Consider the following 19,121-nt stretch of genomic DNA (forward strand, 5'->3'; position numbering starts at 1 on the left):
CTTCAATCTCTTTTTTCTAACTTATTAACTTGTATACCTGCCCTTTTCAGAACCTTTAATTTTTCTTGTTTTCTCTGTTCTCTCCTTGCCTTATACCTTTCCTCATATTCCTGTTGTTTTCCATTTACTTTACGCTTTAAGTAGTTTTGATGAAGTCTATCTTTTCTTTCCTTGATTTTTCTCTTTTCTTCCTCAATTTTTAATCTTTCTTCTTCTTCAGTCAATTCTTCTTTTGGTGGCTCATAGTTACCGATAAAATTAAAATATATCTCTATTTTTTTGCTTTGATGTTTGACTACCTTTTCTATTCCTTTCATGAACAATAATCTTTTCTACAAACTCATTTATCATTGTAGTTGTAAGTTCATCAAAATTTTCATATCGGCTTATTAGAGATATAAACTTTTTCGCCTTATCTGTTTCTTTTTCATATCTTGATATTGCAAACTCTAAGTCTTTAATTTCTTTGCTTAAAGCTATTTGCTCTGTTTCATATTGACTGTTAAGTATCTCATATCTATTACTTGGTATTTTTTCAAGTATCATATCTTCGTAAATACGGCACATCAATCGTTCAAGTTCCTGAAGCCTGTTTTTACTTTCCATTAATCTTATTTTTTTCTTTTCTATCTCTACTTTTTCCTTTTCTTCCATTTCATTTTAAATGGAACGGATAAAGGCTTCGTGATCTTCATCAAGATATTTTTTAATGTCTTTTAAGGTTTCCTGTATAAGGTTTAAGACTGCTTCCGCTTTTATCCTGTGAGTAGATGGACAAAGCGTTCCACAGGGTACTTTCGTGTAAGCACTGCAAGTGTAGTAGGGAATATTTTTGTAATTACTTGTTCTATGAACATACATTTTACTGCCACAATCTGCATAATACATAAGCCCAGTTAAAGGGTGATATTCTCCCCAACCATCGGGATACCTTTTTACATTTCCTCTTATCCTTTGCACATTATCAAAGGTTTCTTGGTCTATAATTGCCTCGTGGGTATTTTCAAATATCAGCCAGTTTTCTTCAGATACATATTTGCTTTTCTTATCCTTGAAATGCTTTCTTGTTTTGAAGTTTACAGTATGACCTAAATATTCCTGTTTCTTTAAGATACTTACAATTGTAGAACTGCACCAACGATAAGGATGTTCAAACACTTTGCTTTGATGTAGTCCATATCCTAATTTTTGCTGATGGTAAGCAGGTATATCTACTTTTTCACTTTCCAATATCTTTGCTATTCGATACGGACCATTGCCTTGCATGGTCAGATTGAATATTCTCCTTACTATCTCCGCTGCTTTTTCATCTACAATCCACTTATCTTTGTCTTTTTCATCTTTGATATATCCATAAGGTGGAGAGCTTGCCGTATGCTTTCCGCTTTCCCCCTTTGACCTGAATGTAGATTGTATTTTTCTTGAAGTATCTCTTGTATACCATTCATTCATAATATTTCTAAAAGGGGTAAAATCATCTTCTCTATAAAAGCTATCTACATTATCATTGATAGCAATGAGCCTAACTCCCTTTTGTCTTAAGATTTCCATACATTGACCGACTTTAAGATAGTCTCTGCCAAGTCTACTCATATCTTTTACGATTATACAACCTATTATATTACCTTGATTAACTCCGTTCATCATTGCCATAAAGCCCGGTCTATCAAACTGTGTTCCGCTTATTCCATCATCTGTAAAATGTATGATGTTGCTTAAATTATTTTTACCTGCATATTCTTCAAGGATTTTCTTTTGATTTACAATAGAATTGCTTTCTCCTTGAAGTTCATCATCACGACTTAATCTCTCATAGAGTGCTGTTATCTTTTCATAATTCCTCATTTTTACCCCCTTTCTCTTAGTTTCTTAAATAAAAAAGAATTAAGAAGTACATATTTCACTAATATAGTGATTAAGTGTTCTCCTTAATTCTATTACTCCAAGAGCCAGCTAAATTTAACTATATCTCTTCTTCACAAAACAGCCTCATCTCTTTAAATTTCAGTGATCTTCAAGCTTATGGCTACACAGTAGATAAAGCTGGCTTTATGGGAGCTGACTTTAACAAAGCTGCAGACTTGCCACAGGACTTTAAAATTCACAAAAGCACGCTTGATGAGCTTAGTAGATTTGCCGAGCGCAACCATGTACTAAACCGCATCAAGAGCAAAGACGAGCAGATAAAGATCTTTGATAACATCGATATGGCTGACACCATAAAGCACTACTACAGACTATTTGACCAAATGACGTCTAGCACTTTAGGTGATGATAAAAAGAGCTACACCCTTGCAGATATAGGCAAACTACCAAAAGGTTACAGCACAAAAGGCACTAGCTACGATGCCAAAGGACACTTACTAAAAGATCTATCAAACTCTACTATCTCAAACATCTACTCTAGCACTGATGAGCTAAATAGCGCTAAGTCTCTAAGTAAAGAGCTTTCAAGTGCAGGCGTTAGGCTCATAGTAAAAGAGGTTGATTTTACGATGAGTGAAGCAGGTGATGAGTTTAGTTTTAATCCTGATATCTCTTTTTATAAGTCAGATGAAGGTTACAGCAAAGAGGCTCTTTTTATGGGATTTTTACGCAGTTCTAGACCACTACCAAGTGATAGTGCAAAGACTAAGCTTAGTAGCGCTGCCTTAAATGATATCTCAAGCACTGGAGAGCATAAAGAGTACTTTGTGGATTTTGAAAAAGTGGGCAAGGACAACGAGAGCATAAAAGTGCTCATAAAAGAAAGGTTAAAAGAGCTAACCCTTTTAATGTATGCAAGATCAAAGAACATTGGCGCAGAGAGTGTCACTTCAAACGAGTATGAGAAATTTAAGCCAACTAGAGAGGATATAAATTCTCTAGCAAATTCCTGGAGTGAGAGGATAAGCTCTATTAGCAAGACTTTTGTGTAGAGAAATCATATATAAACTAAATTATTAAAAGGTCGATTTACAAACTAAGAAAATTTCACTCAAACAAAAGGCTTTTAAATATGATAAGCAGTGTAAATGGATTTACATATCAAAATATGAGGTATGAGCCAGCTGGAGCGGAAGAGAAAAACATACAAACAAAAGCAGAGCAACAACCTGATAAAAATAAAATAAACGATGATAGCAATAACGCTGTAGCAAATAGTGCTCTTCAGCGCATTTTTGGAAACTACATGAGTGGTATTGCAGCTGATGGTAGGATAACCATTTGGGGTAAAGCAACAGGACTTGATAGCACGATAAGCAATGACGAAGCAAATTCTTTGTTGCACTTTATACAAGAGAGCAAGACAGGCGATTTTATGCCAATGATATCTGATGATATTAGCGATGAGTTGTTAAACTCAGCTGACCTTAGTATCAGTGAATTTAAAGAACGCTGGCTACAAGATAGAGCAAGGATGGCAGAGAAGCTAGAAAAGAGCAATGAAGATTTTTTCGCACAAGTAGATGCTATGAATGAAGAAGCTCAAAGAATTTTAAATAATAAAAACAATAAGCCAAGCTCAAATGATATAAAAGAAGAATCCTTTAAGCCTATTCAGGGACATAGCAAAAATTTAGAAACTTATGACATTACTAAGGATGAGAAATTTTCATATTTGCTCAAGCTTCAAAAACTTGAGAGAGAACGAGGTATCGATGTGCTTCGTATCATGCAAAAACTTGAAGAAAATGGTAAAAAGGTTGTCGATAAAAAGGTTTAAATTTATCTTTATATCTAGCACAAGTCGCAACCAAGTCATCCTATGACAAGGTAGAGAATGATCCTCGCTCTGCTTTATCCATCAAGCCATCTTATTTAAAATTTGCTTCTTATCTATCTTTTGCATAAGCTCCAAGACATCTATGCCTCTTTTTTCTTTAAATTTTAAAAGCTCTCTTGCATAGAGAAATTTCTGATCCTTGTTTATATCATAGGTCTCATACTTCTTCTTAACCTGCATAGGTTTAAATTTCTTCTCGCTTTGCTCTTTGGCGAAATTTGCATTGTATTCTTGCTCTTCTTTGATTATCTGCTTTCTTTGCTCCTCAACATCCTTTGTAGCTTTCTCTCTTGCTTTGGCAAATAAGCTCTTAAATTCATCTATACTTAGGTCGGTTCTATCTAAAAGACTAAGCGACTCCTTGTTATTATTTGGATATAGAGAGGACATAGTTTCCATAAAAGCATCTAGTTCATCTTCTTCTTCTTTTGTGCCGATACCAACCATCAGTCCAGAAATTGTTGGTTTGCCGTCTATAGAGTTTGTAAGCAACCAGTCCATGTAATCTTGGAGTTCGCGAACTCTAAATTCTTCCATATTTTCTGGCTCTCTTTTTGCTGATAAAGCCCGTCTTTCTTGAATGGTGTAATCAGACAGCATATTATCAATTCGATTTATAGTATCTGCTATCCAGCCCTCTTTGCTTTTGTCTATATCTATAAATTCTTTTATAGTTTCGCTCCAGGGTTTAAAAAGATTCTTTGAGTAGTCAAATTTTTCTTCGGTAGCGTTTTTGTCTTGCTTACCTTCTTTGGTTATATTTTCTGTTGCATTTTCTTTTTGGATAGTGTTATCTTGTATCGGTGTGTTGCTAGGTCCGTTTATGCTAGTTATCATTTTAACTCCCCCTTACGCCTTTATATCAACATCTCTTTTTATACCAAGCATATCTACTAGGTATTTTCCAGCTTGGTTTTCATTTAGCTCTTTTACTAAATTTAAAGGCGGCATGCTAAATCTCAAAAAGCTATCCATAAAGTCCTTGCTCTTTTTGCCGTCCTTGTCTATCTCACCAAAGAGTAGCTTTAGCATTTTTAGATTACGCTCCATCATCTTTTTAAATGATAGCTCATCTTCTTCATCTGAATACTTACCAACAAACCCAGTCGTTAGATCTACATAGACAAGGTCTCTTTTATACTTAGCATACTCTTGCATATATTCAGGCATACCAGCTAGGTCAGAGTCGCTTGCTTTGTTGAAATTTGCTCCAAATTTCATCTCGCCCATAAGTTCAAATAGCTCAAATGCTCTACTAAATTCTTTGCTATCTACGCTCTTATCAAAGCCTTGCTTCTTTCCAAAAACGGTGGTTTCACCTTCTTTGACGTCAAGGTTGCTATTTATGACGGCTGCTAAAAGGCCACCTTTGGTTATAGAGCCATCTTTATTTGTATATCTTTCGCCGTGCGGATCGATAAAAACACCACTTCCCACACTCTCCTTGCCACCATTGTTGTTGTTAAAGATATCTGTTGTTGGCTTTAGTGGCTGCCTGCCATCTCCACCGCTAAAGCTTGGGTTGAAAAAAAGCGTGCTTATCATCTGTTTGTTTGACTCTTTGTAGTTAAAGCTAGAAGCAGCTGCATCAAATTCGTAAATAGAACTATGAATTTTTGTTACTTGCATGCTTTGGCGGTTATACTCAAAGCCTTGTGGGAAATTTCTTATCTCATCTAAGCTAAAGCTATCCTTTGAATTTAGCGTATCTTCGTCAACTACTTGTGAGAGGATTTTGTAGGCATTGCCAGCAGTTTTTGCTATATCTATGCTTTTAAAGGTGCGACTAAAAAATGAAGTCCCCTCTGCAACATTTACTAATGACTCCAGCGTGCTTGAGTGAATTTTATAATCACTTGGTATGCCAGCTTGTTTATTAAACTCATCTGTAAAGTAGCCATCTTTATCTATCTTGTAGCCTAAAACTTCTGAGCTGGTTTGGTTGGTGGCAACTTTGGTTGATACCTTTATGTTCTGCTCTAAATTCAAGGGGTAGCTGCCAAGTGCGTTTATCATCTAATATCCTTTAAATTTAAGCCATCTTATTTAGAATTTGCTTCTTATCTATCTTTTGCATAAGCTCTAAGACATCTATGCCTCTTTTTTCTTTGAAATTTAAAAGCTCTCTTGTAAAGAGAAATTTCTGATCCTTGTTTATGTCATAGGTTTCATACTTCTTTTTAACCTGCATAGGTTTAAATTTCTTCTCGGCCTGCTCTTTAGCAAAATTTGCATTATATTCTTGTTCTTCTTTGATTATCTGCTTTCTTTGTTCTTCGACATCTTTTGTTGCTTTTTCTCTTGCTTTGGCAAATAACGTTTTAAATTCATCTATGCTTAGATCGGTTCTATCTAAAAGACTAAGCGACTCCTTGTTATTATTCGGATAAAGAGAAGACATACTGTCCATAAATGCTCTTAGATCGGCCTCTTCTTCTTTTGTACCAAGACCTATCATCTTACCTTCTATTGTTGGTTTGCCGTCTATAGAGTTATCCCTCAGAAAATCCATATAGCCTTGAAGTTCCCAATCTATCGCTTTTTCTATGGTTTCTGGATATTTTCCGTATAGAGCTCTTCGCTCTTCTGGGGTGTATTTGTTTGATAGCATACTATCTATTTTATCTATGGTTTTTGTTATCCAGTCTTCCGTTCCTTCTTCTATACCGATTATCTTATCTAGTCCAACACCAAATGGTCCTTGCATATAAGCATCAACTTTAGCTTTCTCATCTTCTGCAGATAAATTTTTATTGCCATGAGCTATGTAGTCATCTAAAATTTCTTTATATTGCATCGATCCATTATAGGTAGTAATAAACATTTCAACTCCCCTTTATGCCTTTATATCAACATCTCTTTTTATACCAAGCATATCTATTAGGTATTTTCCAGCTGGGTTTTCATTTAGCTCTTTTACTAAATTTAAAGGTGGCATACTAAATTTTAAAAAGCTATCCATAAAGTCTTTGCTCTTTTTGCCATCTTTATCTATCTCACCAAAGAGTAGCTTTAGCATTTTTAGATTATGCTCCATCATCTTTTTAAATGAGAGTTCGTCTTCTTGGTCGCTAAATTTATCAAGGCTTTGTCTGTGTCTCACATAATCTTGCATATAATCAGGCAGCATAGAGACAGCACCATCATCTGCTTTTGAGAAATTTACCCCATAAGCCATTTGCCACATAGCGTTAAAGGCATTAAATGACCTTTGAAATTCTTTTGTGTTGATGTTTTTATCATAGCCGCCATATTTGCCTATCGCAGTGGTTTCGCCCTCGTATATGTCTAGGTTGTGATTTAGCACGCCAGCTATAAGACCACCTTTAGTTATGGAGCCATCTTTGTTAGTGTATTTTTCTCCGTGTGGATCCATAAATATACCAATGACCGTGTTTTCTTTACCGCCATTTGCGTTGTTAAAGATGTATGTTACGTTTTTTGGATGTATCTGCTTATCTGCCGCAATAGACAAAGAGCCATTGTAAAAGAGCGTGCTTATGGTCTTTGTTGGCGTATGCACAAAGCTATCTTCTACCGCAGAATACTCACTAGCACTAGCATATCTTTGATCTACTTGCAGACTTTGACGATCATAAGAAAAGCCTTGAGGGAAATTTCTTATATCTTCTGCGCTAAAGCTGTCCTTTGAGCTTAGTGTATCTTCGCCAACCACTTGAGCTAGCAACCTATAAGCGTTGCCAACTGTTTTAGCTATATCGATACTTTTAAAATTCTTGATGTCTGGGTCTATTATGTCGTTTGATCTGACTAACGACTCCAGTGTACTTGAGTGAATTTTATAATCAATTGGTATGCCAGCTTGCTTGTTAAACTCATCTGTAAAATAACCATCCTTATCTACCTTGTAGCCTAAAACCTCTGAGCTGGTTTGGTTGGTGGCAACTTTGGTTGATACCTTTATGCTCTGTTCTAAATTTAAGGGGTAGCTACCAAGTGCGTTTATCATCTAATATCCTTTTAGCTTCATGCTAAAGATATCGTCTTTTTTGTAAAAAGATTTATTTTGCAAAGGGTTTTTAGTCTGCATAAATTTACTCCTAAACTCTCGCATCTATCTTTTTATAAAGCCTATCTTTACTAGATAGTTCTTTAAAGTTTAGGTCATTTTCAAGATAGGTGATGTTGTAAATTTCTTTGGTGGTGATGCTTTTGCCGTTTTCAAGTCCGATCAGAAATTTGCTTGTAAATTTATCAGAGAGGTTTTTAACCAGCTTTGCTCCAAGCTCTTTTAGGCTAGATATCTTCTCATCTTGCTTTATGCCTATATCTTTAAAGTCAAGTCTATTTAGCTCTACATCATTCATGCTCTTAGCATCTAAATTTATACTTGCTCTTTTGCTATCCTTGTCATCTTTGCTGATTAGCTTGCCAGTGTCGCTATAAATTTCTTTTACCTCTAGCTCTCTTCCGCTATCAAATTTAAGCGTGATCGTGCCATTTTTGTTTAGCTTCATAGCTATTACGCTATCTGTGTCCTTTAGCGCAGCTGCTGCCTTGCTAGTATCACTCTCAAAAGCATGCTTTGCTCTTTCTAAATTTTCTAGGCTAAACTCCAGTCCAGTCGCTTTTTCAAACTCACTCTCCATAGCGATTATATAAGATGACTTTGTGACTTTTAGCTTTGAGATGAGATCATCTGCGTCTTCTACATCATTTTCTTTTAAATTTTTGCTTATCCACTCTACGTCTTTGCTGTGAGCGCTAGACTCTTTTTGGTAGTCGTTATAAAATTTCATAAAGCTATCTTTTTGATAGCCTGCGTATGAAAAGCTCTCATCTTGTTTAGGCCCAGAAGGCTTTATGATAGGGTTAAACTCGCTAAGCTTTTTCTTGCCGTCAAAGCCAACTTTCTCATAGGCAAAGTTATTTAAGCCGCTCTCTTCGTTAAATATCTTATTATCCCTAAGATCTACCCAGCCGTCTTTGTCTGCATGGTCTTTGAAAAATTTATTAGTCTCTTCTTTGTCTATCTTTTGGTAGCGATATTCGGCTGAAAATAGAGTATAAGGGTTTGAGTTATTTAAACTAACTCTGTAATCAACCGTGTTTTTGCTAGCAAAGTCCATAGCCTCATGGCTTAAATTTCTAATATCTTTTTTGATAAAGTCGTTAAGGTTTATCTCGCTTACAACTTCGCTTAGTTTGAAAATTTTCTCATTTCCGTCTTTATCGTAGCCTCTAACTTTTAGCTTATCAAAGTATTTATCACCAGAATTTATCACTCCGTCCTTGTTGCTATCAAAGTTAAATAAAAATCCATTTGCATCTAGCTTGCCTATGCCTAGTTTGTCATTATCGTTATAAAGATCCAAAAAGACCTCCACGTCACCCAGTGAGGTTTTTATCGTTTTTTCATAGGCGTAGTCATTTAAATTTGTAAATTTAGTATCTGCTGCCGCAATGGGCTTAATGGGAGTTTTTGAATTTATAGATGAAAAATAGGTGCTAGTTTGATCCACTTTCCTTAGTGCTGAGGCATCTTCGCCAAAGAGATATTTGTTTTCAAAGTCCTTTTTGTCCCAGTTTCTCCGCTGGATATCCACGTAAGAAAAAGCATCGTTTGTCCCGCTATCTGCTTTAGCATACTCTGACTTTACGCCACTGGTGCTGGCATTTTGAATGATAGAGTAGGTGCTATTTGAGATAAGCTTAGTAGCTATGTCTTTAAGCTCAGATTTTAAATTTGTATTGTCTAAAGTTTGCACTCTATCTACACCAAGAAGGACTCTTGAATAGATCATATCTTTGGGTAAATTTATATTTATGGGCTCTAAATTTGGTGATACATTCATTTTAAATCCTTTTAAAATATATATCTTATATCGGCAAATATAAAAAATGTTTAGTAGTTTATAGTCTAAAAGGGCTTAGAGCGAATGCCTACTATGTTATATTTTTTAAAGCTCTCTTGTCTTCGTCCTCTCATCAAATTCTTTTAAAACGTCCATTATCTTGCTTGCTAGCCCCTCGAGCGTGTGATCTTTTTTAAGCTCTAAATTTCTAAGCTTTAAAATCCTAGCTAGTATATCTTTTAGATCTTTTTTGCCAGATAGTATCTCATTATAATAAGCCTTTGGTATGCCTATCTCGCTTCTATCTTGCTTTGTAATTATTTGATAGTTTTTATATACACTAAGAGCCTCGTCGGTTATCCTTGTTGTGCCACCTTGCAGCACAAGACCTTGCTCGTTTTTTAAAAATGCGACAAAGATTTGCTCCTTTGTATAGCCTTGTTCATTGTCATATACAGACATATCAGGCTTGAAGTCATATCCAGCGCTACTAACCCACATATAAGGGATAGTATGCTCAGTTGTCATCACTTCTGGAGAAAAGTCAAGGAAATTTCCATTGACTTCTACATTTATATCGCTTAGATCATCCCATAACCTATGTGCATCTTCTGCGTCTTGGGCTGTCCTGAAGATATGAGTTACCTTCTCATTGCTCCTATCAGTTAGTCCATCTAGCTCATCACTAGTCATCCTACCCATTAGGTATTCATAATGCTCTATTTTTTTATCTTTTGAAAAGTAGCCCTTTGGCATCTTTGCTAGATCTTCGTTTGAGTAAAACTCTTTACCCTTACTGATCACTCCAGCTGAAATTTGATCAAAGATTTTATAGTATTGCTTTATAGTATCTGCTATATCGATATTTGCAAAGCTATCCTCTCCAAAGAGCGCATTATCTTTCTTTGTGTCCATTGAAATATTTGTATAGTTTGGATGTTTTTGATTGTGCAGCACTATAGCATCAAGTGTGCTTTTGTGGATTTTAAAGTCCTGTGGCAAGCCTGCAGCCTTGTTAAAGTCAGCTCCCATAAATCCTTTAGCATCTACACTATATCCATAACCCTCTTGTGAAGTAAATTTGGCCTGATAAAGAGAGTCGATAGCGCTAGATGAAACAAAGTCATTTTTAGGAGTAGTGGTTTGGTTGATCGAATTTATATTTGGAGTGTTAGGCAAGAAATTTGCAAAGCCTTCGCTTTTTGTCTGTTTTTGGTAGTGCTGTTTTGTTAAGATGGAGTTGTAGGAAACTTTCATAGCTTACTCCTTGAAATTTAGCTTCAAAGAGTAAGCAAAAGTTGTGCCGTAAATTTAAGCGAGATAAATTTATGTTTGTTCACTTTGAGATAAAAATTTTATCTATCAGTAAAAATAAAAGCAAATTTATAGAAAGCATCTTGTAAAATAAAACAATCCTGAAAAAATGTACCGCTTTTTTTAAAAAGTGTACCATACTTTTAGGAAATTTTAAAGAAAGGGAAACTGCAAAAAGGGCAGTTAAAGTATCGATAAGTAGGACATCTATGGTGTCACGGGGGAGACTTGAACTCCCGACCTCCGGCTTATGAGGGTTTAAAATAAACCTTGTGTAAGCACCAAAAAGACGGCACACAGCCAGTTTCACACTAGATATCTGCTACATTTTGCTACAAAGTTATATTGCATAGGTAACAAAGATGCAATATCTAGTCAAACGAAATGGCATATACTACTTTAGAGTAGCCATTCCACTATATTTGAGACCTTATTTTGGTAATAAAACCGAATACATAACCTCCTTCCTCACAAAACGCTTTGATACAGCAAAAAATCGTGCTAAGATCTACTCTATAATTTTTAACGCGATCAAAAAGGCATGGAAGATGAATTTGAGCAGCGAACTTATAGAGCACTTGGTGCTTATGCTTTTAAAAGCCAAGGAGGCCAAAAGTATCAAAGAGCATGATATGCTTGGCAGATATATAAATTTAGATGGATTACTATCACTAAATTTGTTTTTAAAACAGAGTTTAAAAGAAGATAGCTTGCCTAGTGTAATATCAAAAGAGGTTGATGAGATCTGCAAAAAGCTATCTTGTACTGACTCTCACACCAAAAAGCTTCTTGGTAAAAGAGTGCTTGAGGCAACGATAGATAACATAAATCACATATCATATAAGATGTGCAAAAACCAAAAGCTACTAAATGATAAGCAACAAGCATTTGTGCCTCTTAACAAAAAGCACAAGAGCAAAAATTTAGATGATAATGCCAAAGATGAGATAGCAAAAGGCATTAAAGAGGCTAACATAGATAGCTATCAAGACTACATAGAGACTTTAAAAAAGCAGAATTTGGTACTCCCTTTTACTAAAAAGTCCTTAAAACACTCTGTTTGTGAGCTAAGAGATGCTATAAATGAGCTAGCTAGGCAAAAAGGAGCACTCACACAAAACGATATCCTAAGAATATTTGGTTGTGAGCTATTGCCAGATGGAGACAATGAGCTAAGTGAAGATCTAAAATTTGGATATGGAAATTTAAATGATCCTACCTTTGGTGGTCAGGTAAAGCTATATAAGGCAGATAAATATGAAGATAAGGGTATAGTTTTAAGTGACATTGAGGCTAAAGATCTTGCTTTGAATGATACAAGTGATGCTAGCTGCATGACTTTCAATGAAGCTATAAATTTCTTTCAAAAGCTCTTCTCAAATAGAGCTAAAAGTCTTAGATATAAACTAGACTCTTCTACTAAAAATGAGAGTAAAGCTGACATTCTCACGCTAAAGAGTACTTTTGAAAACTATGTATCAAACACAAGCATTTCAAACAACTGGAGTGATAGCACATTTGGCCTTGTCAGACATGTAGGACGGTTAATGTCTATAAAATTTGGCGATGAGCTAGACATCAAAAAGATAAAAAGAGATGACTTGCTAAATTTTAGAAATATCTTGCTACAACTACCAACCAAGCTCTCTCAAAATAGTCTCTATAAAGATAAGAGCATAGATGAGATCATAGCTTTAGCAAAGGATAGGCCAAAAATTTCTAAATCAACTATCAAGAAGTATATTGTTAGAGTTAGTGAGTTTTTTAAATACTGCTATGATAGCGACTATATAGATAAGAATCCAGCTACAGATCTACAAATAAATTTAAACCAAGATGACGTTACAAATAAAAACCCTTATGAAGATAGTGATGTAAATGCACTTTTGGATATTGTGAGTAAGATTAGATCAAGTGGTGATACTAAAAGCCAAAGAATTAGTAAAGATGAGCTATTTTTCGTTACTCATATAGCAGCTTACTCTGGTATGAGACTAAATGAGATAATACAGTTAAACACAGATGACATAGTCGAAAAATATAATATAGTATGCTTTAGTTTAAATACAAAAGTAGATGTAAAAACGGGTAAGAGCAAGACTTTAAAGACTAGAAACTCTGCTAGGATTGTTCCTATCCACTCTAAGCTAAATAGCATTGGGCTGTTTGAATTTATAGAGGGTAAAAAGAAGCTAGCTAAGCAATGTGGCAAAGCAGTTAGGCTATTTAATTGTAACAATAAAGACTTCTCTGAGTATTTTAGAAAAAAGATTAATACTCAAGTTATAAAAGATGGTGATAAGACAAGGACATTTCACTCATTTAGGCATACTTTTATAAACAAGCTCATCCAAAGTGGCCAAAGGGTTGAACATATAGCCGCTCTGGTAGGACACGAACAACAATACAAGATCACCATGAATACTTATGGAGAGCCAGTAACTCCAAAAATTCTAAATGATCTAGTTGAAGAGATAAATTTTTATCAAGAAGGGGAAGGGTGATAAACTATTTAAAATGATGAGATTGTTAGCATAAATAGTAAAGATTGATTTATAATTTAAGGTTATTTAAGATTCTAAAATTATGCTTAATTTTATGGCTTTTTAATATTTTGCTATATGTTCTTTGATTTATCTTAAACGGATCGATAACAACGAAAAACATAACCTAAACCAGCTTGCATCTATATTCTATATATGGTATTTTGCTATCAAAAAGCCATCTTGTATTTCACCTGGGCGAGGATACTTTTTGTCTGACAAGTCAGACAAAAAGACCTCGTTAGGGATAGTCCCTAAAACCCCATATTTATTATACAGCCTAAAAAATTACTGTATTTTGTTCCATAAGAACCAAACACTAATAACTCAAACGCATCTTTATTTTCAAAAAAATACCCTCCTTACTGGTTTGTCCAGTAAGGAGGGTACATATCAAAACCCTTCTCTTTTTCTTTTATAGAACTTTTGCGTTATATACTTCTTCGGGCTTAGCGGCCAATAGTCTTGCTGCCATATCTTTTTTCATCTGAATCAAAGTAGTCTCTTCTTCTTCACTTCTATCTTCTTTTCTTGCTAATTCAATAAATTCTTTTAGTACAAAACCTGGCTTTATGGTTATAACAACTGTTTTATCTCTATACTTGAATTTAAAATAATATCTTCCATGGGGACTTTCTAAGACTTCTTCAGCTTCTTTTAAATTAATATCAACGGAAATTCTACCATCTGTTACGCATCTTGTTACCATTTCAAAAGCATCTAGCCCTCCCGGTCCAGGAAATGCTGTAATAAGATATATCTCTCTTCTTTCTAATAATTTCCCATCATCTAAAAGTGGAAAGGCTCTACTCATGACTTGAAATGCATGAGCTACTCCCCCAGGATAACCTACACCATGATAGCTTAGTAAATTATCAAAGCTATATTCTAATTCATGTCCTTTTTCTAATACTTTTATTTTATCCATGTTTTTTCCTTTCTTGTTAAACTACTTCCTCAATATTGTAGCAACTTCATCATCTGATAATTTGTAATCATATTTCTAATACTTTTATTTTATTTATCCATGTTTCTTCCTTTCTTGTTAAAACTACTTCCTCAATATTGTAGCAACTTCATCATCTGATAATTTGTAATCATATACATATTCAAAGAAATTCTTTAACTCTACTTCCATGTCCATATCTGAAAACAATTGTGGATACTGTATTTTTGCAGCCCATTTAACTGTAAGCGGAGTTTCAACCCCAGGAGGATCCCACCTATAAACACCTATAGGAATTTTGTATACTTGTTTGTTAGCTACAGCTTTAATTGTTGACCAGTTTCTACCTTCCTGCTTATTTTCAATAAAGTCTTCCGGCATTAAGTCTGAATGATTTCCTAAATAAATGATATCAGGGTTCCATACAATCATCTGCTCCATGTCCACTTCAGCCAATTTACCCTTAAGCTCGTGGGCCGGATTATGGGCTCCACTTGGTTTCATCCAATGGTCGTATGTTTTTACAGCTATTTTCATGTCACTATAAAACTCTATAACTTTTGGTTTATCTTCATCTTTTATTTCAGCTAACTTTGATGTTACTTCATTAATTCCTTTGTCCATATATTCAACTAATAAGTCGCCACGTTCTTTCTTTTGAAGTACTTCAGATATCATTTTTATATTTTCTTTTATACTGTCAAATTCTGCCCTCTTTAAAGCTACTACCTTAAGTCCTGCAGCTTCCATTTTTTCAATTTCTTTCTCAATATTCGAATAAATAAACACTACATCCGGTTTTAGCTTCAATAACTCTTCCACGTTAACAACTGAGTCTTTTGAACACCATTTAGTATTCGCATTAGCTAGTTGTGGATACATGTTTTTTAAAACACTTTCTTCAAAAGCTTTAATAGAAGATGGGTTGCATCCTACAATTTTATCTGTCTTTCCATCAATTGCATATATTATAGACGGAAGAGGCTTGTCCACCGTTGCAATTCTTTCCGGTGTTTTTTCAAATTTAATCGTTTTTCCTCTAACATCAGTAATCGAGTATTCGCTTTCTTTTACCTTTTTAACTTCTTGCACTTGACTAGCTTCTTTTTCCTTGTTTTCACTGATTTCATTTTTATTACTTTGAGAGCTGCCGCCATAAGCATTTAAAATTAATGCTAGTACTAAAAATAATAATAAACTAATCCTTCTTTTCATTTTTCCTCCTTCGAAAATTATACACTTAGTGGATAAACTCCAAACAAATCTGCAACTTCTTCTCTTAATATATGAGGTCTTTGTCTAAGAGCTTTGCCAACTTCTATCTTTCTTTCTAAATCAACTTGATTAATTCTTTCTTTTAATTTTCCTTCTTGTTCACTCCTTTCTTTAGCAGAGTAAGGTTCTTGATATAGGGTTTTAATAGCTTCATTAATTTCATCTTTTGAATTAAAGGTTCCCAGTACAGAATCTATAAAAGGAAAGGACAGAATATATGCATATGCCGCTTGAACCAAAGTTTGGTCTTCTTTTATACGAATAGCGTTAAATATATCTTCATAAAGCAACAAGTCTCCTGTTGCCAGCGGATTCATAGCTATTGTCCCTATATCTTTTTCATGAGTCTTCATTATTCCTTTTAATCTGTATTTGGAATTAATTATATTAAAGCCCTGTAAACTATAATCAAATTTATACTCCCCAATCATCTCAATTAGTTCTTTATTTTGTAAGTGTGAAGAAAAAGTAATATGCTTAATAAGTCCTTCTTCTCTTGCTTTTTCCATCTCTCTTATAGCTCCATAGTTTTTAGCTCCTCTCCATTCTTCAAAAGATTTTACACCCCAAAGACAAGTAAAGGAGTCAATACAACTTATTCCTAAATTCTTCAAAGAATTTTCAAGATTTTTTCGAAATGTTTTAGAATCTCCGGCATGCGTCTTTGACATAATATAAAATGGTTTTTTATGCTTCTTCATTTCTTTTATGGCTGTACCTAATATAAGTTCTGAACAATTGTTTCCATAAGTATCGCCGGTTTCAAAGAAATTTATTCCTTGTTTATATGCATAGAAGAAATTTTCTGCATGTTTATCTATATCTTGGGGATTCTTTAAGTGATGACTTCCCATAGATATTCTTGAAATTTGTATGCCTGTAGATCCTAATTTTCTATATTCCATTCATTAACCTCCTTCTAACAGTTCTATATGGCTTTATAAGGTGCAACTGTTTTGTATTCAACTTCTTCTGCTTGAAAAATTAAAATTTTAGCTTTGATCTGAAAATACTTTTGTAAGTTATCTTCAGTAATGGCTTTCGAACTTTCATCAAAGGTTGTTTTGTAGTCACTACCGATAAACAAAGTTTTGTCAGATATCTGCAATGCATGACTAGGAAAATGAGTGTTTATTATGCAAGCAGATTTTTTATTTACATTTATATGTTTAATTGCCTCTATGATTCTAATTTGATTCTTCATATCCAGGTTTGACTCCGGTTCATCTAAAATAAGAAGTTTTGGATTAGAAACAAGAGCTCTCGCAATCATAACCATTTGAAGCTCTCCTCCGGATAGCTCATCACAGTATCTATTTGATAGCTTTTCAACTCCTAATTCTTTTAAAGTTTCATAAGCTTTATCATAATCTTCCTTCGTAGGGATATGGAAAAAACTGTTTTCCTTATCTAAACCCATCACAACCATTTCTAAAACCCCATAACTAAACACACTTTTCTTAACTTGAGGAACATAACTTAAGTTTTCCCATAATTCTTTTTCTGCATATTCATTTATATCTTTGCCGAACAATAAGGCTTTTCCCGTGTCCCATTTTAAAAATCCCATAAGACACCTTAAGAAAGTAGTTTTACCCACCCCATTGGGTCCAAGAATGGACATTACTTCTTCTTCTTTTAAATCAAATGAAATATCTTTTAAAATTTTTCTCTTGTCATATGAAAAAGTACCTTTTTTAACTTGGAGTATCATCTTCTTTCTCCCGAATTCTTTCTAAGTATAGTTATGAATAATGGCGCACCTATAAATGCTGTTAATATTGAAATGGGAATTTCATTGCTTGTAGCTGCTCTTGAAAGGGTATCTATCAGTAATAAATAAATTGCTCCCATAACACAACAAGTTGGAATAAGGTACCTATTATCATTTCCGATAACCATTCTCGCCAAATGGGGAATTATTAAACCTATCCATCCTATAATTCCACATACAGAAACTGTAGTTGCAGTTATCAATGTTGAGAGTAAGATAACCACAATACGTAATTTTTTTACATTAATTCCTAAAGACCTAGCCTCATCAGAATCTAGAGATAAAAGATTCAATTTCCACCTTAATAGAAAGAAGCCGAAAATACAAGGTATTATTATTATTGAACAAATAACAAGGTCTCTATAGGATACACTTGCTAAACTTCCCAGCAACCACATAGTGATAGTTGGAAGCTTATCTTCCGGATCTGCTATATATTTAATAAATGATATTGAAGCATCAAATAGTGACTTTACAATTACTCCGGATAAAACTAACACATACAAATCTGTTCGTTTTTTTACTCTGGATAGGTTTAAAACTATATAAACTGCTAAAAGCCCCAGAAGCAAAGAAACATGCTGAGTCACTATCATGTCTAGGGATAATAATATAGATAAAGCCGCCCCAAAACCTGCTCCTGAAGACACCCCTAGTATGTCCGGGCTAACTAAAGGGTTTGAAAAAACAGTTTGATATGCTGCTCCTGCCAGTGATAGCCCTGCACCTACTAAAACTCCCATAAGTATTCTAGGTAGTCTTATGTCAATTATTACACTAGTTTCATATACATCTAAGCCGCTAACATCTCCGGTTATTGTTTTGTATATAATCATAAATGCTTTATAGGGGCTAACCGGATATCTTCCTAAACAAATAAAAGTTAGTATTAAAAGCAATAGCAATACAAAGAGAACCAATATGCATAATTTTTTATTCTTAAAGAAACCTTTTCCCATTTATCCACTCTTTCTAATTAATAGTAAAAATCTTTTATATAGTCTCCTATCCTCAATATAAAGAAGTTAACAAAATCTTTTTAGATATTTGCTCTAAATTAGGACTTAAGGATAAGTCATAAGAGATTATTTCATTTGTATACATATCAAGTATTGGTGAAATGTAGCATTTACTCCATGAAAAGTTAAATTGAGATACATCAGTACTCCATTTTTGTAACGGCTTATCAGCTTTAAAATTTCTGTCTATTATATTATCAGCAATCTTTCCTACTTTACCTTTGTATGAATGATATTTTTTCTTTACACTATTAAGAATCCTATTATGAGTTACTTCATAATCTCCGTTTGCCATGATTTACCCTCATTTCTTTAAATGTAACTTGGTTGTATTATAGCACTTGTTATATTTGAAAGTCAAGATATTGATACGCATATTCATCTTTAAAATGGTCATCATCATACTCTTCATATACATAATCATAATTTAACCTAAAATGCACATTACCAATGTACGCATCTACCATTGTTGTGTTGGCAGTCGGTTTTTTAGTGTAGGCTTCGATAGTTAGGCTTGCTGGCAAAAAAGATTCTTGGTAAGTAAATTCACTTTTGGCAATAACACATTTTTCATTTAGGTATGAACTACAAAATTCTAAAAACTTAGCTCCTAATTCATCTGCTAGCTCTCTTTGTGTGCTAGCCAAATCTACAAACTGATGTGTCCC

At 34.2% G+C, this 19,121-nt stretch carries 19 protein-coding genes; 3 read left to right on the forward strand and 16 right to left on the reverse strand.

The window, feature by feature from the left end; genetic code table 11:
* Positions 1-2: 2 nt before the first annotated feature.
* The 3 genes from MTT29_RS08590 to MTT29_RS08600 are packed head-to-tail and all read right to left on the reverse strand — an operon-like array spanning position 3 to position 1,845.
* Positions 3-317 carry a hypothetical protein gene (locus MTT29_RS08590; protein WP_429800342.1) on the reverse strand — a complete coding sequence of 105 codons (315 nt, stop codon included), beginning with the start codon at positions 315-317 and terminating at the stop codon, positions 3-5.
* On the reverse strand, positions 259-654 hold the full coding sequence (locus MTT29_RS08595; RefSeq protein WP_429800343.1) for a DUF4368 domain-containing protein: 396 nt from the start codon (positions 652-654) through the stop codon (positions 259-261). The genes MTT29_RS08590 and MTT29_RS08595 overlap by 59 nt, the downstream gene beginning before the upstream one ends.
* Positions 655-660: 6 nt before the next feature.
* Positions 661-1,845 (reverse strand): recombinase family protein, encoded by a 1,185-nt coding sequence (locus MTT29_RS08600; RefSeq protein ID WP_021092745.1) that lies wholly within the window; start codon positions 1,843-1,845, stop codon positions 661-663.
* 74 nt (positions 1,846-1,919) lie between these two features.
* Between MTT29_RS08600 and MTT29_RS08605 the strand changes: the two genes are divergently transcribed.
* The gene (locus MTT29_RS08605) at positions 1,920-2,918 is read left to right on the forward strand and encodes a Cj0814 family flagellar-dependent secreted protein (RefSeq protein WP_429800344.1); all 999 of its coding nucleotides are present in this window, start codon (positions 1,920-1,922) and stop codon (positions 2,916-2,918) included.
* An 80-nt stretch (positions 2,919-2,998) separates the two neighbouring features.
* On the forward strand, positions 2,999-3,706 hold the full coding sequence (locus MTT29_RS08610; protein ID WP_429800345.1) for a hypothetical protein: 708 nt from the start codon (positions 2,999-3,001) through the stop codon (positions 3,704-3,706).
* Between the two features lie 81 nt (positions 3,707-3,787).
* On the opposite strand, the gene MTT29_RS08615 is transcribed toward MTT29_RS08610, so the two are convergent.
* The 6 genes from MTT29_RS08615 to MTT29_RS08640 form a co-directional block, all read right to left on the reverse strand.
* Entirely contained in the window at positions 3,788-4,603 is an 816-nt protein-coding gene (locus tag MTT29_RS08615) for a cell surface protein (RefSeq protein WP_429800346.1), read from the reverse strand.
* Between the two features lie 12 nt (positions 4,604-4,615).
* A complete protein-coding gene (locus tag MTT29_RS08620) occupies positions 4,616-5,782 on the reverse strand; it encodes a Cj0814 family flagellar-dependent secreted protein (RefSeq protein WP_429800347.1) in 1,167 nt (388 codons plus the stop codon).
* A 16-nt stretch (positions 5,783-5,798) separates the two neighbouring features.
* A complete protein-coding gene (locus MTT29_RS08625; RefSeq protein ID WP_429800348.1) occupies positions 5,799-6,590 on the reverse strand; it encodes a cell surface protein in 792 nt (263 codons plus the stop codon).
* Between the two features lie 12 nt (positions 6,591-6,602).
* Positions 6,603-7,736 carry a Cj0814 family flagellar-dependent secreted protein gene (locus MTT29_RS08630; RefSeq protein WP_103607123.1) on the reverse strand — a complete coding sequence of 378 codons (1,134 nt, stop codon included), beginning with the start codon at positions 7,734-7,736 and terminating at the stop codon, positions 6,603-6,605.
* Positions 7,737-7,827: 91 nt separating this feature from the next.
* Positions 7,828-9,582, reverse strand: coding sequence for a response regulator (locus tag MTT29_RS08635; protein WP_429800349.1), 1,755 nt, complete (start codon positions 9,580-9,582; stop codon positions 7,828-7,830).
* A gap of 105 nt (positions 9,583-9,687) precedes the next feature.
* Positions 9,688-10,839, reverse strand: coding sequence for a Cj0814 family flagellar-dependent secreted protein (locus MTT29_RS08640; RefSeq protein ID WP_429800350.1), 1,152 nt, complete (start codon positions 10,837-10,839; stop codon positions 9,688-9,690).
* 419 nt (positions 10,840-11,258) lie between these two features.
* Here MTT29_RS08640 and MTT29_RS08645 point away from each other — a divergent pair, with 419 nt between their 5' ends.
* Complete coding sequence (locus MTT29_RS08645) at positions 11,259-13,400, forward strand: tyrosine-type recombinase/integrase (RefSeq protein WP_429800351.1); 2,142 nt, start codon at positions 11,259-11,261, stop codon at positions 13,398-13,400.
* Positions 13,401-13,854: 454 nt separating this feature from the next.
* On the opposite strand, the gene MTT29_RS08650 is transcribed toward MTT29_RS08645, so the two are convergent.
* From MTT29_RS08650 to MTT29_RS08680, 7 genes are all read right to left on the reverse strand, one after another.
* Positions 13,855-14,367, reverse strand: coding sequence for a hypothetical protein (locus MTT29_RS08650; protein ID WP_009295483.1), 513 nt, complete (start codon positions 14,365-14,367; stop codon positions 13,855-13,857).
* A gap of 123 nt (positions 14,368-14,490) precedes the next feature.
* Complete coding sequence (locus tag MTT29_RS08655; protein ID WP_009295484.1) at positions 14,491-15,600, reverse strand: ABC transporter substrate-binding protein; 1,110 nt, start codon at positions 15,598-15,600, stop codon at positions 14,491-14,493.
* 17 nt (positions 15,601-15,617) lie between these two features.
* On the reverse strand, positions 15,618-16,565 hold the full coding sequence (locus tag MTT29_RS08660; RefSeq protein WP_009649659.1) for an aldo/keto reductase: 948 nt from the start codon (positions 16,563-16,565) through the stop codon (positions 15,618-15,620).
* Positions 16,566-16,588: 23 nt separating this feature from the next.
* Positions 16,589-17,374: an ABC transporter ATP-binding protein gene (locus MTT29_RS08665; RefSeq protein WP_009295486.1), complete on the reverse strand. Its 786-nt coding sequence runs from the start codon at positions 17,372-17,374 to the stop codon at positions 16,589-16,591.
* The gene (locus tag MTT29_RS08670; RefSeq protein WP_009295487.1) at positions 17,371-18,393 is read right to left on the reverse strand and encodes a FecCD family ABC transporter permease; all 1,023 of its coding nucleotides are present in this window, start codon (positions 18,391-18,393) and stop codon (positions 17,371-17,373) included. The genes MTT29_RS08665 and MTT29_RS08670 overlap by 4 nt, the downstream gene beginning before the upstream one ends.
* A gap of 52 nt (positions 18,394-18,445) precedes the next feature.
* Positions 18,446-18,748, reverse strand: a complete 303-nt coding sequence (locus tag MTT29_RS08675) for a hypothetical protein (protein WP_219809355.1) — start codon at positions 18,746-18,748, stop codon at positions 18,446-18,448.
* Between the two features lie 49 nt (positions 18,749-18,797).
* On the reverse strand, positions 18,798-19,100 hold the full coding sequence (locus MTT29_RS08680) for a hypothetical protein (RefSeq protein ID WP_021086679.1): 303 nt from the start codon (positions 19,098-19,100) through the stop codon (positions 18,798-18,800).
* Between the last annotated feature and the right edge of the window lie 21 nt (positions 19,101-19,121).

The sequence above is a fragment of the Campylobacter concisus genome, from assembly GCF_050447485.1.
Lineage (GTDB): Bacteria > Campylobacterota > Campylobacteria > Campylobacterales > Campylobacteraceae > Campylobacter_A > Campylobacter_A concisus_BQ.